This is a genomic window from Arthrobacter ginsengisoli, assembly GCF_031456935.1.
Lineage (GTDB): Bacteria > Actinomycetota > Actinomycetes > Actinomycetales > Micrococcaceae > Arthrobacter > Arthrobacter ginsengisoli.
This window is the reverse complement of the sequence record NZ_JAVDVQ010000040.1, coordinates 1-18,030: the sequence shown is the minus strand read 5'-3', so window position 1 is coordinate 18,030 and position 18,030 is coordinate 1. Positions and strand designations below refer to the sequence as shown.

Sequence of the window (18,030 nt, the reverse complement as noted above, 5' to 3'; positions counted from 1 at the left end):
CGCCGGCATCTGGCACAACTGGCGCATCAACGCACCCCGCAAGCGCTCACTCATCGCCTACGACCACTAAAACCAATAGGACTTAATCACCTAGGCTTAACGGACCACCCCGTCCCACAACACCAGGAGACCCCCGTGAAAAAGCTGCTGCCCGCCGTCGTACTTGTCGCCGGGCTGCTGCTCACGGGCTGCGCCGGGACGCCGAAAATGAGCATCCCGGACAGCTGCGCGTTCCTGAACCAGGACACCTTCGTCCCCACCGGCAACCAGCAGCAGCAGGCGGAACAGATCGCGAAACACTACCAGGAGGTCGCCGACAAGGTCGCCCCCGAGGTGGCGGCCCCCATCCAGAAAATGGCCGACGTCATGAAAACAGTCGCCGGCACTTCCCTCGGGGCCAAGAGCGCCGACCAGGATAAGCAGCTCGCCGAGCAGCTGAACAAGATCGGCGAGCACTGCAAGTAGGGCCTGCCGGGTGGTCCGCACGTCAGCTCCGGTGCCCCATCGGCTAATCTGGAGCGGTGACCCTGCGCTTCTATGACACTGCATCCGCCGAAGTCCGCGACTTCGTCCCCCTGGTTCCGGGCAAAGTGAGCCTCTACTACTGCGGCGCCACGGTGCAGGGCATGCCGCACGTCGGGCACATCCGCTCCGCGATCGCCTTCGACCAGCTCACCCGCTGGCTGCAGTACCGGGAGTTCCGCGTCACCGTGGTCCGCAATGTCACCGACATTGACGACAAGATCCTGGCCAAGTCCGCGGCCTCCTTCGGGCCGGACTTCGAGGACGAACCCGACGCTGTCCGGGACGAGGAATGGTGGGCACTTGCCTACCGCTACGAGCAGGAATTCCTGAAGGCCTACGACACCCTGGGGGTCTCCCGCCCCACCTACGAACCGCGCGCCACCGGCCACATCCCGGAAATGCACACCCTGATCCAGCAGCTCATCGACCGCGGCCACGCCTACCCGGCCCCGGACGGGTCCGGCGACGTCTACTTCGACGTGCGCTCCTGGGACAGCTACGGTGCGCTGACCCGGCAGAACGTCGATGACATGCAAGGGGCCCCGGACGCCGACCCGCGGGGGAAGAAGGATCCGCGTGACTTCGCCCTCTGGAAGGGCCACAAGGAGGGCGAACCGACCACCGCGAGCTGGGTCTCGCCGTGGGGCGCCGGCCGGCCGGGCTGGCACCTCGAATGCTCCGCGATGGTCACCAAATACCTCGGCACCGAGTTCGACATCCACGGCGGCGGACTGGACCTCAGGTTCCCGCACCACGAAAACGAGATGGCACAGTCGCAGGCCGCGGGCCACGGTTTCGCCAACTTCTGGATGCACAACGGCATGGTCACCTACGCCGGGGAAAAGATGTCCAAATCGGTCGGCAACACGGTCAGCCCGAATGAGATGCTGGAACTGGCCCCGCCGCGGGTTGTCCGCTACTACCTCGGCCAGGCGCAATACCGCTCGGTGCTGGACTACCAGCCGACCTCACTGCAGGAGGCCGCCGCCGCGGTGGAACGGATCGACGGTTTCATCAGCCGCGCGGCCCGGGCCCTTGCCTCGGCGGACGGAAGCTTTGTCTTTGGCAGCCACGGTTCCGTCCCGGACGGTTTCGCGGCGGCCATGGACGATGACCTCAACGTCCCGCAGGCCCTGGCCGTGCTCCACGAAACCGTCCGCGCCGGGAACACGGCCCTCACCGCCGGGGAGCTCGACGCCGCCCGGCGGGCGCTCCTCAGCGTCAACGACATGCTGCGTGTCCTTGGTCTCAACGACACCGCGGGGCCGGCGGTCGACGAACAGAGCACCACCGCCCTGGGCGTCCTCGTCGAGGCGCAGCTCGCGGCCCGGGCCCAGGCCCGCGCCAGCAAGGACTGGGCCGCCTCGGACGCCATCCGCGATACGCTCGCCGCCGCCGGCGTCGTCGTCGAGGATGGCCCGGACGGCGCAGTCTGGAGCCTCAAGCGAGGCTGATCCGACGCCGTTCCGGGCGCGGGGCCTGGACCCCGCCACACCCCGCGGTCCAGGATTTTACCCGAGTCAGTAGACTGGAGTTCAGACTTATCAACGAATCGCGTATTTAAAAGGGTGAAACTTATGGCCAACAACGGTCGCCGGTCGGTCAAAATGAAGAAGGGGCCCACCGTCGGAACTGGCGGTCACGGCCGCAAGGCTCTTGAAGGCAAGGGCCCCACTCCCAAAGCGGAGGACCGCCCCTATCACAAGGCCCACAAGAACAAGCAGCTCGCGGAACGCTCCGCAGCCAAGCGCCCGGGCGCCCCGCGCAGCGCCGGCGCACGTTCCGGCCCCAAGGGCCGCGCCACGGAGGAAGTCGTCACCGGCCGCAACTCCGTCGTCGAGGCACTGCGCGCCGGCATTCCGGCCAAGGCCCTGCACGTTGCCATCCGGATCGAGATGGATGACCGGGTCAAGGAATCGCTGAAGCTGGCCGCCGAACGCGGCATCCCGCTGCTCGAAACCGGCAAGCCCGAGCTGGACCGGATGACCGACGACGCGATCCACCAGGGCCTCGTGCTGCAGATCCCGCCGTACGAATACCAGGACGCCTACGAACTGGCCGAGGAGACCCTCGAGAGCTGGAAGAAGGGCCACGTCGCCAACGCCCCGCTCTTCGTCGCGCTCGACGGCATCACCGATCCACGCAACCTTGGCGCGATCATCCGCTCGGTCTCGGCCTTCAGCGGCCACGGTGTCGTTGTGCCCGAGCGCCGTTCCGTCGGCGTCACCGCCTCGGCCTGGAAGACCAGCGCGGGAGCCGCCGTCCGCGTCCCCGTGGCCCGGGCAGCCAACCTGAACAACACGCTGAAGGCGTTCAAGAACATGGGCATCTACGTTCTGGGGCTCGACGGCGACGGCGATGTCTCGCTGCCCGACCTAGCCCTGGCGACCGAGCCGGTCTGCCTCGTCGTCGGTTCCGAGGGCAAGGGCCTCAGCCGCCTGGTCCGGGAAAACTGCGACCAGATCGTTTCCATCCCGATCGACTCAGCCATGGAATCGCTCAACGCCTCCATGGCCGTCGGCATCTCCCTCTACGAGATCTCCCGCCAGCGCGCGGCTAAATAGTCCCTCGCCGGTTCCGGCTCTGACGCTCCCTCACCTCTCGTGGGGGAGCGTTTCCGCTTAAGTCGCGAACGTTAGGGAACGGTTCTGCTCCTGAAGAAGTAGCCCAGCGCGAGGTGAGCTTAATTCGAGCGGGCGCCGGGGGCTTGCAAAGGAGCGCATCGCCGACCAGAGCCGGATGAGGCCGCCCCGCGGCCGGAGGAGGCGTCGGGAGGTGTCTAAGCGACGGCAAGCCGCCGGTGTCCGCGGAAGCGACCACGCCGAACCGCAGGGAAGTCTAGAACTTGTGGCGGTTGGCGAGGACCGGGAGTTTGGCGCGGGCATCTTTGACGACGGCGGGATCCAGGTCGGCGAACAGCAGACCGGGGGCGCCGTCGAGCTCTTCGAGGACTTCGCCGAAGGGTGACACGACGACGGAATGCCCGACGCCGGTGGGCGCCGCGCCCTTGACCGGGATACCCTGGCTGGCCGGGTCGCCCTGGCCGCAGGCGAGGACCAGCGTAGTGGAATCCGCGGCGCGGGCGCGGGCCAGGAGCTGCCACTGCTCGGCCTTGCCGGGACCGGATCCCCAGGAGGCGCACACGATGTTCACCTCGGCGCCGCGGTCCGCGTTCTCGGTGAACAGGTCCGGGAACCGGATGTCGTAGCAGGTGGCGAGGCCGAACGTCACGCCGTCGAACTCGAAGGTGACGGGCTCCGCGCCGGCGTCGACGGTGTTCGATTCCGCGAAGCCGAAAGCGTCGAAGAGGTGGATCTTGTCGTAGCTGGACTCCACGCCGCGGCCCGTGACCAGCAGCGTGTTGCGCACCTTGCGGCCGTCGCCCGCGGTGCCCGGTGTGAACATGCCCGCGACGATCACGATGTCCTGTTCCGCAGCAATGGCGCGAACCCGCGAAGCCCACGGGCCGTCCAGCGGCTCCGCGATGTCCAGCAGCGAGTTGCCGAAGGCCCGCATCGTGGCCTCGGGGAACACCACGAGCCCGGCGCCGCCGGCCCTGGCGCGGGCTGCATAGTCCTCCACGAGGGCCAGATTTGCAAGAAGGTCACGTCCGGTAATGATTTGAGCGAGTGCAATCCGCACTATTACCTCCAAATTTTGCGCCTGTTCCAGTATGCAACGCCGTCATTCCGTAAACTGCACTTCGTCAGGTAACCAGAATCAGGGGCATTCGTTCGGTCCCGCTAAACTTTAAGCAATGGTCATGCCCTACGTAGAGACAGCTTCCACGGTAGACGCCTCGCGTGCGTTTCCGCTGGGAATCAGCGTTCCGCACACCGGTTCGCCGGCAATGGACGATCCTCGGGGTGCCTTCGCGAATGTGGCTGTCTACGCACCGGCAGTGACAACCCTTGAGATCGCCTACCAGGCACCCGGCGGCACCTGGCAGTTGCAGACACTGCCGAACGTGACCGACGGCGTGCACCACGGCATCGTCGAAGGCATCCCGGCCGGCTCGCGCTACGGTTTTCGGGTTACCCCCGATCACGAGGCGCTCCCGATGTCCATGCCCGCCCCGGATTTTGACGCCAGTGGCGAGCAGCCGCTGCTGCTGGACCCTTACGGCCGGGCCGTGGACGAGCGCGAGGACTTCATTACGAGCGTCCGGATGGAGAGCCGCTTCGATTGGGGCAACGACCGAGGTCCGCGGATCCCGTGGCGCAACACGATCATCTACGAGGCGCACGTCCGCGGCCAGACCAAGCTCCACCCGGACGTGCCCGAGGACCTCCAGGGCACGTACGCCGGGCTGGCGCACGCGGCCATGATCGAGCACTTGATCGCGCTGGGGATCACCGCCGTCCAGCTCCTGCCGGTGCACTTCCACGTGGACGAACCGCACCTGCAGAATCTGGGCATGACGAACTACTGGGGCTACAACACGGCCGCGTTCTTCGCCCTGCACCCCGGCTACGCCACCCAGGCAGCCCAGGCCGCCGGCGCGCAGGCCGTCCAGGACGAGTTCAAGGGCATGGTCAAACTGCTGCACGCCGCCGGCATCGAGGTCATCCTCGACGTGGTCTACAACCACACGGGGGAGGGCGGCAGGGACGGCCGGACACTCAGCTTCCGCGGCCTCGGCGAGATGACGTATTACCGCAATGACGGCCACGGCAGGTACGTGGACACCACCGGATGCGGCAACAGCCTGAACTTCGCCGACCCCCGGGTGGTGCAGCTGGTGCTGGATTCCCTGCGCTACTGGGTGACGGAGTTCCACATCGACGGCTTCCGCTTCGACCTGGCGGTGACCCTGGCCCGCAACGCCGCCAACGAGTTCGATCCGCGGCACCCGTTCCTCGTGGCGATCGGCGCCGATCCGGTGCTGTCCGCCACGAAGCTCATCGCCGAGCCCTGGGACATCGGTTACGGCGGCTGGCAGACCGGCCGGTTCCCGGCAGGCTGGGTGGACTGGAACGATCACTTCCGCGACGCCGTCCGCAGCTTCTGGCTCGCGGACCGCGCCGCGATCGACGCCGGCGGGCAGGGCGGCTCGGTGGCCCGCCTCGCAGACGCGCTCTCAGGGTCCGCGCGCCTGTTTGAGCAGTCCGGCAGGTCCCGGCTCGCTTCGCTCAACCTCGTCACCGCCCATGACGGCTTCACCCTGGCTGACCTCGTGGCCTACGACCGCAAGCACAACGAGGCCAACGGCGAACAGAACCGTGACGGCCACGGCGACAACCGCAGTTATAACCACGGCTTCGAGGGACCCACAGAGGACGAGGACATCCTGGCGCGTCGTGCCCAGTCCAGCCGCAACCTGATGGCGTCGCTGATGATTTCCCTGGGCGTTCCCATGATTACCGCCGGTGACGAGATCGCCCGGACCCAGCAGGGCAACAACAACGCCTACTGCCAGGACAACCCCATCACCTGGATCGATTGGACCAGCACGCCCGAATCGCACTCCATGCTCCGCACCACCAAGCGGGTGATCCGGCTCCGCAAGGAATTCCTCGCCGGGCAGCCGCATGACTACCCCACGCGCGAGTTGCAGTCGTACTTCCACTGGTTCGACGAGCGTGGCGAGCCGATGGCCGGAGAGCGCTGGCAGGACCCGGGTAACCGGGTGGTGCAGCTCCTGCTCGGTTCCGACGACGGCCACGTGGACGGACTCGTGGTGGTCAACGGCGGCGCCAAGGACGTCAAGGTCACGCTGCCCCTGCTCAGCAATGAGGACGGGACCGGCAACCGGCTCTTCGAACTGCGCCTGACGACCTCCGGGCTCCACGACCGCCGCCAGGGCGTCCGGGTCGCTTCCGGGGAACGGGACGTCGTGCAGGCCAATTCCATCAACATCTACCGCACGTAGCCCGGCCCTGGATTCAGAAGGAAACACATAATGAAGGTCCAGCGGCTGACGGCCCTGCTTGCCCTGCTGGTCGCACTGGCCGTGCTGGCCTTCGTCCTGGCAGGAGTCCCGACCACCGGTAGCGCCCCGTCCGGCGCAGCGAGCGCCGGCACAACTGCTCCCGCCCCGGCCGCGCCGAACATCGTGAACCTGTCGGGGCTGCCGGAGGTGAAGGCCTCCGAGCTTCCCGACGAAGCCCGCCGGACCCTGGTGCTCATCGCCCAGGGCGGCCCGTACCCCTACACCCGGGATGACGCCACCTTCGGAAATTTCGAACGCGTTCTTCCGAGGAAATCCTCCGGCTACTACAAGGAATACACGGTCCGAACCCCGGGTGAATCGGACCGCGGAGCCCGCCGGATCGTGGCCGGACAAGCCGGCGAGAAGTACTACACCCCGGACCACTACAACTCGTTCAAATTCATCGTCAAAGGCAAGTAGGGAACCCTTGAAGATTTACTCCGCGGACACCTGGACCATTGAGGAACTGCAGGCGCTGGTGGCCGACGCCGGGCGGCGCGCCCTGTTGATTCCCGCCGCCGACACCAAACGGAGCGTCCTGGAAACGTTCGCTGAGACGCTGGACTTCCCGGCGGACTACGGCGTGAACCTCGACGCCCTCAACGACTCGCTGCACGACTTCGCCGACGCGGTCGGCGATGACGGACAGACGCCGATCACTTTCATCTGGGAGGTCCCGGCCGCGTTCCGCGCCGACCGGTCGTTCGGTGTCATCTGCGAAGTCCTGCAGGACGCCGAACGGTACGCCGGCGGGAACCTGGCCGTCATCGCCGTCTGCCTGTAACCGGTCGATAGACAACAGACAACAGACAACAGACAACAGACAGCAGCGCCGCAACCGGGTTTCCGGCTGCGGCGCTGCTGCGTATTGACTGGCAAGCCGGCGGGGCGGCTGACCGCGGCTCAGGCGTTGACGATCAGTCCCAGTTCAGCCCTGGACGCCAGGGCGGCGTGCTTGGGGAGCACCCGGACCGTGTACCCGAAGGAACCGGACCGGTCGATCACCAAAGTGCCGCTGAACAGGTGCCGTCCCCGGCCCAGGTCTTCAACCGCCTTCAGCTCCGCCACCGTGATGTCGGCGAGTTCGTCGCTGTCCTCCGCCCTGCCGTACGCCACCTCAACGGACACATCGTCCGGGGTGAGATCGTGCAGTGACACATAAGCGTTGACTTGGAGGATGTCGCCGATCTGCGGGTCCTCCGAGACGCCCACCGAGTCCACATGCTCCACCTGGATCTGCGGCCACGCGGCGCGGACCCGGGAAATCCAGGCCGCGAGTTCCTTGGCCTCGGCGAAGTTGTCCGCCACGGCCCGGCGGCCGGCGACGGCGGCCGGCCGGTACAGGACATTGACGTAGTCCTTCAGCATCCGTTCCGCGGAGACTGCCGGACCCAGATGCGACATGGTGTGCTTGATCATCGAGACCCAGTGCGTGGGGACCGCCTGCCGGCCGGGCTGGGAGGGCCCCGCGGCACCGGCGGCGTCGGACACGGTGAGCCCGTAAAAGCGGGGGGCCACCTGTGTCTCGAGCAGCTCGTACAGCGCCGCCGCCTCGATGTCGTCGCGTTCCTCGGGGGACGCGTCGTTGTTGGCGGTGGGAATCGCCCAGCCGTTCTCGCCGTCGAACATCTCGTCCCACCAGCCGTCCAGGACCGAGAGGTTGAGCGAGCCGTTCAGCGCGGCCTTCATGCCCGAGGTGCCGCATGCCTCGAGCGGACGCAGCGGATTGTTCAGCCACACGTCGCACCCCGGGAACAGTGTCCGGGCCATGGCAATGTCGTAGTTCGGCAGGAACACGATCCGGTGCCGCACCGCCGGGTCGTCGGTGAACCGGACGAGGTCCTGGATCATCTTCTTGCCCGCGTCGTCGGCCGGGTGCGACTTGCCCGCGATGACCAGCTGGATCGGGTGCGTTTTGTGCAGCAGCAGGGCCTTGAGCCGCTCCGGTTCGCGCAGCATCAGGGTGAGTCGCTTGTAGGTCGGCACACGCCGGGCGAAGCCGATGGTCAGGACGTCCGGGTCCAGCACCGAATCCGTCCACGCGAGCTCGGCGTCGGCCGCCCCGCGCTTCTTCCAGGCGGCCCGGAGGCGGCGCCGGACGTCCTCCACGAGGGACATCCGCATCTCCCGGCGGAGGGCCCAGACGTCCTCGTCGCTGACGTTGTAGGCGAGGTCCCAGCGGCCCTGAGTTTCCGCGTCGGCGCCGAACTGGTCACGGGCCAGCGCAGAGACGCGCGGGTCAACCCAGGTGGGCACGTGCACACCGTTGGTGACCGACGTGATGGGCACCTCCGAGTGGTCGAATCCCGGCCACAGCGCGGAGAACATTCCGCGGGACACGACGCCGTGCAGCTTGGCCACGCCGTTGGCGCGCTGGGCCAGCCGCAGGCCCATCACGGCCATATTGAACACGAACGGGTTGCCGTCGGTGTAGTCCTCGCGGCCGAGATTCAGGATCTTCGCCACCGGCACGTCGGGAGCCAGCCCGGCGTCGAAGAAGTGCTGGATTTGCGAGACTTCAAAGCGGTCGATGCCGGCCGGGACCGGGGTATGGGTCGTGAAAACGGTGGAGGCGCGTCCGGCGGCCAGTGCTTCTTCCCAGCTCAGCGGTTCGGCGGCGGCCATCATCTCCTGGATCCGCTCCACCCCCAGGAAACCGGCGTGGCCTTCGTTGGTGTGGAACACTTCCGGTGCGGGGCTGCCGGTGAGTTTCTGGAACGCGCGCAGGGCCTTGACCCCGCCCATGCCGAGCAGGAGTTCCTGCTGGAGGCGGTGATCGCCGCCGCCGCCGTACAGACGGTCCGTGATGCCGCGTGCGGCCTCGTCATTGCCCGGAACGTTGGAGTCCAGCAGCAGGAGCGGAACACGCCCGACGTCGGCCCGCCAGACGTGCGCCAGCAGCCGCCTACCTTGGGGGAGCGGCAGGGAAATCTGGATGGGTTTGCCGTTGCCGTCGGCGGAGGCCTCACGCAGCAGGGTCAGCGGCAGCCCGTCCGGATCCAGGACCGGATAGGTTTCCTGCTGCCAGGCGTCGCGGGACAGCGACTGCTTGAAATAGCCGGCCTGGTACAGCAGGCCGACGCCGACCAACGGCACGCCCAGGTCCGAGGCTGCCTTCAGGTGGTCGCCGGCGAGGATGCCGAGGCCGCCGGAGTACTGCGGCAGCACTTCGGTGATGCCGAATTCCGGGGAGAAGTAGGCGATACACGCCGGTGCTCCGTCGCCCAGGCTCTGGTACCAGCGCGGCTGTTCGAGGTAGCGGTCAAGGTCCTCGGCGGCGGCGTGGACCCGGCGCACCACGTCCAGGTCCGCGGCGAGACGCTGCAGCTCCTCCCTGCTGACCAGGCCGAGGAAGCTCACCGGGTCGTGCTCGCTTTCGGCCCAGATCTTCGGGTTGAGGCCCTCGAAAAGATCCCGGGTGGGCCGGTGCCAGGACCACCGAAGGTTGGTGGCCAGCCGGGCCAGCGGCCGGATGGGCTCGGGGAGAACGGTTCGGACGGTAAATCTGCGGATTGCCTTCACCTGCGAAACACTAACTGACAAGTTGGAGGCCCGGAACCGCTTTTTGTCTCATTTGCATAAATGACGGACCGGCTTCCAGAAAACCTCCAGAAAAACGGAGCAGCCTTAGCAATCCGGCTGATTTATCGCTAACGTCGAGGCTGTGACGACTAACTCGCGAAGCAGTGCCGTGTCCAAAGAAAAACCGAAGGCCCTGATCACGGAAGGCCTGCGCTTTGGCCGTTTCCCGATCACCGCCGTCCAGCCCGCAGTCGAAGGCGGGAAATTCCCTGCCAAGGCCACGGTGGGCGAGACCCTCGTGGTGGGCGCCACCGTATTCCGCGAAGGCCACGACCAGCTTGGGGTCAGCGCCGTCCTGCTCGATCCCCGCGGGAAGGAGCGCCAGCGGACCCGGCTCGCCCCGCCCCGGGGCCCGCGCGGGCAGGGATCCGACCGTTGGGAAGGACTCCTGACCCCGTCCACCACCGGCACCTGGTCCTTCGTGATCGAGGCCTGGCATGATCGCTACGGCACCTGGCACCACAACGCCGAGGTCAAGGTCGAAGCCGGCATTGACGTCGAATTGATGCTGGCCGAGGGTGCCGCGCTGCTCTCCGAGGCATCCGAGGAGTCTTCCCGCCCGTCCGCCGACCGGCGGACGCTCCGGATGGCCGTCGTCGGGCTCAATGACACCAGCAAGACCGCCGAGGAACGCCTCGCCGCCGGGTTCAGCCCCGAGGTGACCGCCATCGTCGGACACCAGCCGATCCGTGAACTTGTCACCGTGTCCGAGAAGTACCCCCTGCTCGTGGAACGCGAACTCGCCGGCCGGGGCGCCTGGTACGAGTTCTTCCCACGGTCCGAGGGTGCCGTCCGCAACCACGAAACCGGCGAATGGACCTCCGGCAACTTCCGGACCGCCGCCCGGCGCCTCGACGCGGTCGCGGCGATGGGTTTCGACATTATTTACATGCCGCCGATCCACCCGATCGGCATCCAGCACCGCAAGGGCCCGAACAACACCCTGCTGGCCGGACCGCACGATCCCGGCTCGCCGTGGGCCATCGGGGCCAAGGAAGGCGGCCACGACGCGATCCACCCGGAGCTGGGCACCTTCGAGGATTTCGACGCCTTCGTGGCGCGGGCCGGCGAACTGGGCCTGGAAGTAGCCTTGGACCTTGCCCTGCAGGCCGCCCCGGACCACCCCTGGGTGGAAAGCCACCCCGAGTGGTTCACGACCCGGGTTGACGGCAGCATCGCCTACGCCGAAAACCCGCCGAAGAAGTACCAGGACATTTTCCCGCTCAACTTCGACAATGATCCCGCCGGCCTCTCCAACGAGATCCTGCGCATTGTTTTTCTTTGGGTGAGCCACGGGGTCAAGATCTTCCGCGTCGACAACCCGCACACCAAACCGGTGTGGTTCTGGGAATGGCTGATCGCCAAGGTCAACAAGAAGCACCCCGACGTCGTTTTCCTCGCCGAGGCGTTCACCCGCCCGGCCATGATGCACGCGCTGGGCCGGGCCGGCTTCCAGCAGTCCTACACCTACTTCACCTGGCGGAACACGAAGAAGGAGCTGGAGGAATACTTCCAGGAGGTCAGCCACGAGTCCCCGGCCTACTTCCGGCCGAATTTCTTCGTCAACACCCCGGACATCCTGACCGAATTCCTGCAGTACGGCGGGCCGCCGGCGTTCAAGATCCGGGCCGCGCTGGCCGCCACGGCGAGTCCCATCTGGGGCGTCTACGCCGGCTTCGAACTCTATGAGCACGTGGCCCGGCCCGGCGCCGAGGAATACATCGACAACGAGAAGTTCGAGTACAAGGCCCGTGACTGGGACGCGGCCGCCGAATCCGGCCGGACGCTGGCGCCCTACCTCGGCCGGCTCAACGCGATCCGGCACGCCCACCCCGCCCTGGGGGACCTGCAGAACCTGACCGTGCACGAGAGCACGGACAACGCCACCGTCGTTTACTCAAAGCACAAAGTTCTCCCGGACGGCACGAAGGACACCCTGATCATCGTTGTCAACGTCGATCCGCACGGCATCCGCGAGAGCACGGTGACGCTGGACCTGGCGGCACTGGAGTTGGACCCGGAGAACCTGACGCACAATGGCCGGTTCATGGTGGATGATCTGTTGACCGGCGAGAGCTGGGAGTGGGGGGAGTACAACTACGTTCGATTGGACGCTCATGTCGAACCCGCACACATTCTTAGCATCCGGAGGCAGCCCGCGTGAGTTTCAGCCCGACGAATCCCAACCAGCACTTCAGCCCGAAGGGAACCTTTGAACTGAACGCGCCCGGCCTCCAGCATGATCCGCACTGGTACCGGAAGGCGGTCTTCTACGAGGTGCTGGTCCGCGGGTTTGCGGACGGAAACGGTGACGGCTCGGGCGACTTCCACGGGCTGATCGACAAACTGGACTACCTGCAGTGGCTCGGTGTCGACTGCCTCTGGCTCCCGCCCTTCTTCCAGTCCCCGCTCCGGGACGGCGGCTATGACATCTCAGACTACAACTCGGTGCTGGACGAATTCGGCACCATCAGCGATTTCAAGCGCCTCGTCGCGGAGGCCCACGCCCGCGGCGTGCGCGTGATCATCGACCTGCCCCTGAACCACACCTCCGACCAGCACCCCTGGTTCCAGGAGTCCCGAAAGGACCCGGACGGGCCCTTCGGCGACTTCTACGTCTGGAGCGACACGGACGAGAAGTACGAAGACGCCCGCATCATCTTCGTGGACACGGAGGAATCCAACTGGACCTTCGACCCGATCCGGCGCCAGTTCTTCTGGCACCGCTTCTTCAGCCACCAGCCGGACCTGAACTTTGAGAACCCCAAAGTCATCGATGCCCTCTTCGACGTCGTCCGGTTCTGGCTGGACCAGGGCATTGACGGCTTCCGGGCGGACGCCATCCCGTACCTCTTCGAGGAGGAGGGCACCAACTGCGAAAACCTGCCGCAGACCCACGAGTTCCTGCGGAAACTGCGCAAGATGGTCGACGAAAGCTACCCGGGCCGCGTGATCATCGCCGAGGCCAACCAGCCGCCGGCCGAGGTGGTGGAGTACTTCGGCAGCGAAGCGGAACCGGAATGCCACATGGCGTTCCACTTCCCGATCATGCCGCGGCTGTACTACGCGCTGAGGGACCAGAAAGCCGCACCAATCATCGAGACCATGAAGGACACCCCGGACATTCCCGAAGGTGCCCAGTGGGGCACGTTCCTCCGGAACCACGACGAACTGACCCTGGAAATGGTTACCGCCGACGAGCGTGCGGCCATGCTCGGCTGGTACGCGCCGGACCCCCGCATGCGCGCCAACATCGGGATCCGCCGCCGGCTGGCGCCGCTGCTGGACAATTCCCGCTCCGAGATTGAACTCATCAATGCCCTGCTGCTCTCCCTGCCCGGCAGCCCGTTCCTGTACTACGGGGACGAAATCGGCATGGGCGACAACATCTGGCTTGAGGACCGCGACGCGGTCCGTACCCCGATGCAGTGGAACCCGGACCGCAACGCCGGGTTCTCCAATGCGGACCCCGGCAAGCTGTACCTTCCGGTGATCCAGTCGTTGGTCTACAACTACAGCATGGCCAATGTCGAGGCTGAAGCAGCCCACTCAGGCTCGCTGCTGCGCTGGACCCGCCAGATCCTCAGCGTCCGGAAGAACCACCCGGCCTTTGGGCTGGGCGGCTTTGAACACGTCGAAGCCGACCACGACGTGGTCCTCGCGTACCTGCGCGAGTTGCCGGAAGGCAACGCCGCCGGCGAGGACAGCGAGACCGTCCTGTGCGCCTTCAACCTGTCCCAGCATCCGGTGGCCACCACCCTGCGCGTGCCGCGGTTCGCCGGCCGGGGCCTCCGGGACGTGTTCGGCGGCCAGGCCTTCCCGGCAATCTCGGAGGACGGCACCCTGACGCTGACCCTGGGCAGCCACGACTTCTTCTGGCTGCGGATTCGCTCGGCTGCCTCCAACCCCGCGTCGCCCTACACCCAGGCCATGCCCATCCTGTCCATCGAAGGCTGACATGACCCGACCGACCCTTACCCCTGCCCTGAGCGGACTGCTCGGCGACTGGCTGCCGCGCCAGCGCTGGTTCCCCGTCAAGAGTGCGGCGTTCAGCTTCGAGACCGCCGGGGGCCTGAGCCTCGTCAACGGTCCCGGCGGCGCGCCCGACGCAGCCGAACTCGAGGTGCAGCTGCTGGCCGTGAGCTACCCGACGCCGGACGGCTCGCGGACCGACGTCGTCCAGGTCCCGCTCAGTATCCGCCGGTCGCCCCTGGCCGGGGCCGAATCAGCGCTGATCGGGCAAGTCTCCGGGGCCGGCCCCGCCGGAGCACCCGAAGACCGGTGGATTTACGACGGCGTCCACGACCCGGCGTTCATCGCGGCGTGGCTGGAACTCATCCGCCTCGGAGGTACCACCCCCGCGGGAAACGCCGCCGGCCACCTCGTGGAGTCCGGCTACCGCCTGCCCCGGGCCACCGGCGTCGTGAAGGTGCTCACCGGGGAACAGTCCAACAGTTCCGTGATTGTCGACGACGGCGACTCGGCCGCGATCCTGAAATTCTTCCGGGTGCTCTCCGACGGGCAGAACCCTGAAGTGGAGATCGGTGCTGCCCTGACCGCCGGGCGCACCGCTGAGGTGCCCGCAACCCTCGGCTGGGTCACCGGCGAGTGGCAGGCACCGGCCGGGGAACAGGGCGCCGGGCCCGTGCATGGCGAACTGGCCGTGGCACACGAGTTCCTCGCCGGCGGGCTGGATGCCTGGCGGCTGGCCGTCAACGCCGCGAGCGTCGGCCGGAGTTTCACCGCGGAGGCCCGCGCGCTCGGCGCCGCCACCGCAACGGTGCACCGCCGCCTGGCGCAGGCACTGGGCGTTGCTTCCGAATCCGTCCCGGGAGGCGACATCGCGCCCGGCGTCGCCCAGCGGGTGCGGCAGTCCTGGGCCCAGGCCGGGTCCGCCGTCGGCCCTTACCGTGCAGCGCTGGACAGGCTCTTGGGGCGCCTCGAAGGCAGCGGCGCCGGGCCGCTCCAGCGGATCCACGGCGACCTCCACCTCGGCCAGATCCTCCAGGTTCCGGGCGGCGCCGGGAAACCGCCGCGCTGGGCCATCCTCGACTTCGAGGGGGAGCCGCTCCGGCCGGTCTCGGAGCGAAATTTCCCGGACGTCCCGCTGCGGGACGTCGTCGGAATGCTGCGGTCCTTTGACTACGCTGCCGGCGCGGCCGCCCGGGAGCACCCGGAGGCTGACGTCCCGGAAAGCTGGGTGGACGACTGCGCCGCGGCCTTCCTGGCCGGCTACGCCGAAGTCATCCCCGGCAGCATCGACCGCGATTCGCCCCTCTTTGTGGGGCTTTGGCTCGACAAAGCCCTCTACGAAGTCATCTATGAACTCCGGAACAGGCCAGACTGGCTTTCCATTCCGGTCCACGCATCACGTCGTCTCCTCGGAAGTACAGGTTCCGGCCTCCCGGCCGAAACCGCAGCGGAAGGTATCAAAATGACAGGTTCAGCACGTATCGACAGTCCCGGAAATCCACTGCCGGTGGATGCGGATACCCTGGCGAGGGTCGCCGCGGGCGAACACCACGCGCCACATTCGGTTCTAGGCGTGCACCTTGACGACTACGGACACGTCACCATCCGCACGGTCAAGCACCTCGCCGAAGCCGTCTCCGTTGTGACCGCTGCCGGCACGTACCCGATGACGCACGAATCCGGCGGGGTGTGGGTTGCCGTGCTGGAGCCGCTGGAGACCGGCCACGTGCCAGACTACCGGCTGGAGGTGACCTACAAGGGCCAGCCGCCGCAGGCAACCGACGATCCCTACCGTTACCTGCCCACGATTGGCGAGCTTGACCTGCACCTGGTCAGCGAAGGCCGCCACGAGCGCCTCTGGGATGTGCTCGGCGCGCACGTCCAGCACTACAAATCCGCCCTGGGCGATGTCGACGGCGTGTCCTTCGCGGTGTGGGCGCCCAATGCCCAGGCAGTCCGGGTCAAGGGTGACTTCAACGGCTGGGATGGCCGGCAGCACTCGATGCGATCCCTGGGCTCCTCGGGGGTCTGGGAACTGTTTATTCCCGGCGTTCTAGCAGGGGCGTGCTACAAATTTGAAATCCGGAGCAAGCACGGGTACTGGGTGGAGAAAGCGGATCCGCTGGCCTTTGGCACCGAGATTCCGCCGCTGACGGCGTCGCGTGTTGTGGAGCCCTCCTACGCCTTCAAGGACGTGGAGTGGATGGAAGCCCGGGCCGGTCTGGATCCGCACAACTCGCCGATGAGTGTCTATGAAGTGCACCTTGGCTCCTGGCGGATCGGGCTCAGCTACAAAGAGCTGGCCAAGGAACTGGTCGAATACGTCAAGTGGCTCGGCTTCACCCATGTGGAGTTCATGCCGGTGGCGGAGCACCCGTTCGGCGGATCCTGGGGCTACCAGGTCACGTCGTACTTCGCGCCGACCTCCCGCTTCGGCCATCCCGACGAATTCCGGTACCTCGTGGACGAACTACACCAGGCCGGCATTGGTGTACTGCTGGACTGGGTGCCGGCGCACTTCCCGAAGGACGAGTGGGCGCTCGCCCGGTTTGACGGCGAACCCCTCTACGAGCACGCCGACCCGAACCTCGGCGAACACCCGGACTGGGGAACGCTGATCTTCGACTACGGCCGTACCGAGGTGCGCAACTTCCTGGTTGCGAACGCGCTGTACTGGCTCGACGAATTCCACATCGACGGTCTGCGGGTGGACGCCGTGGCTTCGATGCTCTACCTCGACTACTCCCGCGAGGACGGGCAGTGGCAGCCGAACCGCTTCGGCGGACGGGAGAACCTGGAGGCCATCGCGTTCCTGCAGGAAGTCAACGCCACGGTCTACAAGACGCACCCCGGCGCGGTCATGATCGCCGAGGAATCCACGGCGTTCACAGGCGTCACGGCGCCCACCAGCAAGGGCGGGCTGGGCTTCGGGATCAAATGGAACATGGGCTGGATGCACGACTCGCTCAAGTACATATCCGAGGACCCGGTCAACCGCCGGTGGCACCATGGAACCATCACCTTCTCGATGGTCTACGCCTACACGGAGAACTTCCTGCTGCCGATCAGTCACGACGAGGTTGTGCACGGCAAGGGTTCGATGCTGCGCAAGATGCCGGGAGACCGCTGGCAGCAGCTGGCGAACCTGCGTGCCTTCCTCGGCTTCCAGTGGGCGCACCCGGGCAAGCAGCTGATCTTTATGGGCACCGAATTCGGCCAGGAGGCAGAATGGTCCGAGCAGCACGGCCTGGACTGGTGGCTGGCGGAGATTCCGGCGCACCAGGGCCTGCAGCTTCTGACTAAGGACCTCAATGAGCTGTACACCGCCACGCCCGCGCTCTACGAACAGGACAACGATCCCGCCGGCTTCCAGTGGATCCACGGCGGGGACGCAGACCGCAACGTCCTGACATTCATCCGCCGGGACGCAGCGGGCAACTCCGTGGTGTGCGCCTTCAACTTCTCGGGGGGCCCGCACACCGACTTCCGTCTCGGCGTCCCCTCGGCGGGGACGTGGCAGGAGCTGCTGAACACCGACGCCGTCGTGTACGGCGGTTCCGGTGTCCTGAACAAGGGCGCCCTGACAGCGGCTGACCTCGAAACTGACGGCCAGCCCGCCACGCTCACCGTCACGCTGCCTCCGCTCGGCGCAGCGTATTTCAAACTCGTGGACTGACGCGGGGGAGTCCGCCGCGGACAGCGGCGGCCCAGACTTCCTCACTTCCTCAAAAGGCCCGGAATCCGCTTGATTCCGGGCCTTTTGGTGCCCCGCAGCAGCGCGCTCCCGGCCCGCTTTGTCACCGGGGCAAAGTGGTGGTAGAGTTTATTTCCGCGCTGCTCCCCGGAGTTGAACGGCCACCAAGACCCAGAAGCCTCACGGCGAGAACGGGTTGGGGCGCCGATTTGACAAGGGTGAAGCGGCCCGGTAAGTTTGTGAAGTTGCTCCGGAGCGATCCGCGACTGAATGTTGGTTGTGGTGGTGCCGGGTGTGTCTGTTGTTTGAGAACTCAATAGTGTGC

General features: G+C 66.6%; 11 protein-coding genes. 9 read left to right on the top strand and 2 right to left on the bottom strand.

Annotated features, from left to right (window positions below; genetic code table 11):
- Positions 1 to 135: 135 nt before the first annotated feature.
- From J2X01_RS21180 to rlmB, 3 genes are all read left to right on the top strand, one after another.
- Positions 136 to 465: a hypothetical protein gene (locus J2X01_RS21180; RefSeq protein WP_310062284.1), complete on the top strand. Its 330-nt coding sequence runs from the start codon at positions 136 to 138 to the stop codon at positions 463 to 465.
- A 56-nt stretch (positions 466 to 521) separates the two neighbouring features.
- Positions 522 to 1,979, top strand: coding sequence for a cysteine--tRNA ligase (cysS, locus tag J2X01_RS21175; protein ID WP_310062282.1), 1,458 nt, complete (start codon positions 522 to 524; stop codon positions 1,977 to 1,979).
- A gap of 123 nt (positions 1,980 to 2,102) precedes the next feature.
- Positions 2,103 to 3,089 (top strand): 23S rRNA (guanosine(2251)-2'-O)-methyltransferase RlmB, encoded by a 987-nt coding sequence (gene rlmB / locus J2X01_RS21170; protein ID WP_310062279.1) that lies wholly within the window; start codon positions 2,103 to 2,105, stop codon positions 3,087 to 3,089.
- A 274-nt stretch (positions 3,090 to 3,363) separates the two neighbouring features.
- Here the strand turns inward: rlmB and J2X01_RS21165 are convergent, their stop codons facing one another.
- Positions 3,364 to 4,167, bottom strand: a complete 804-nt coding sequence (locus J2X01_RS21165) for a carbon-nitrogen hydrolase family protein (protein WP_310062276.1) — start codon at positions 4,165 to 4,167, stop codon at positions 3,364 to 3,366.
- Positions 4,168 to 4,282: 115 nt separating this feature from the next.
- On the opposite strand from J2X01_RS21165, the gene glgX reads away from it, so the two are divergent.
- The 3 genes from glgX to J2X01_RS21150 are packed head-to-tail and all read left to right on the top strand — an operon-like array spanning position 4,283 to position 7,241.
- The gene (gene glgX / locus J2X01_RS21160) at positions 4,283 to 6,397 is read left to right on the top strand and encodes a glycogen debranching protein GlgX (RefSeq protein ID WP_310062273.1); all 2,115 of its coding nucleotides are present in this window, start codon (positions 4,283 to 4,285) and stop codon (positions 6,395 to 6,397) included.
- A gap of 30 nt (positions 6,398 to 6,427) precedes the next feature.
- Positions 6,428 to 6,877, top strand: coding sequence for a guanyl-specific ribonuclease (locus J2X01_RS21155; protein WP_310062271.1), 450 nt, complete (start codon positions 6,428 to 6,430; stop codon positions 6,875 to 6,877).
- A gap of 7 nt (positions 6,878 to 6,884) precedes the next feature.
- On the top strand, positions 6,885 to 7,241 hold the full coding sequence (locus tag J2X01_RS21150) for a barstar family protein (RefSeq protein ID WP_310062268.1): 357 nt from the start codon (positions 6,885 to 6,887) through the stop codon (positions 7,239 to 7,241).
- Positions 7,242 to 7,360: 119 nt separating this feature from the next.
- On the opposite strand, the gene glgP is transcribed toward J2X01_RS21150, so the two are convergent.
- Positions 7,361 to 9,979 (bottom strand): alpha-glucan family phosphorylase, encoded by a 2,619-nt coding sequence (gene glgP, locus J2X01_RS21145; protein ID WP_310062266.1) that lies wholly within the window; start codon positions 9,977 to 9,979, stop codon positions 7,361 to 7,363.
- A 169-nt stretch (positions 9,980 to 10,148) separates the two neighbouring features.
- On the opposite strand from glgP, the gene J2X01_RS21140 reads away from it, so the two are divergent.
- Genes J2X01_RS21140 through J2X01_RS21130 form a run of 3 tightly spaced genes read left to right on the top strand, consistent with a single transcriptional unit; the run spans position 10,149 to position 17,687 of the window.
- The gene (locus J2X01_RS21140) at positions 10,149 to 12,203 is read left to right on the top strand and encodes an alpha-1,4-glucan--maltose-1-phosphate maltosyltransferase (RefSeq protein WP_310062263.1); all 2,055 of its coding nucleotides are present in this window, start codon (positions 10,149 to 10,151) and stop codon (positions 12,201 to 12,203) included.
- Positions 12,200 to 13,996: a maltose alpha-D-glucosyltransferase gene (gene treS, locus J2X01_RS21135; RefSeq protein ID WP_310062259.1), complete on the top strand. Its 1,797-nt coding sequence runs from the start codon at positions 12,200 to 12,202 to the stop codon at positions 13,994 to 13,996. Before J2X01_RS21140 ends, treS begins: the two co-directional genes overlap by 4 nt.
- Before the next feature lies 1 nt (position 13,997).
- On the top strand, positions 13,998 to 17,687 hold the full coding sequence (locus tag J2X01_RS21130) for a 1,4-alpha-glucan branching enzyme (RefSeq protein WP_310062257.1): 3,690 nt from the start codon (positions 13,998 to 14,000) through the stop codon (positions 17,685 to 17,687).
- Positions 17,688 to 18,030: the final 343 nt, after the last annotated feature.

Excerpts from the sequence above, each read along its gene's own strand:
- rlmB (WP_310062279.1), top strand. The coding sequence starts at position 2,103 with ATGGCCAACAACGGTCGCCGGTCGGTCAAAATGAAGAAGGGGCCCACC.
- glgX (WP_310062273.1), top strand. The coding sequence starts at position 4,283 with ATGGTCATGCCCTACGTAGAGACAGCTTCCACGGTAGACGCCTCGCGT.
- J2X01_RS21155 (WP_310062271.1), top strand. The coding sequence starts at position 6,428 with ATGAAGGTCCAGCGGCTGACGGCCCTGCTTGCCCTGCTGGTCGCACTG.
- J2X01_RS21130 (WP_310062257.1), top strand. The coding sequence starts at position 13,998 with ATGACCCGACCGACCCTTACCCCTGCCCTGAGCGGACTGCTCGGCGAC.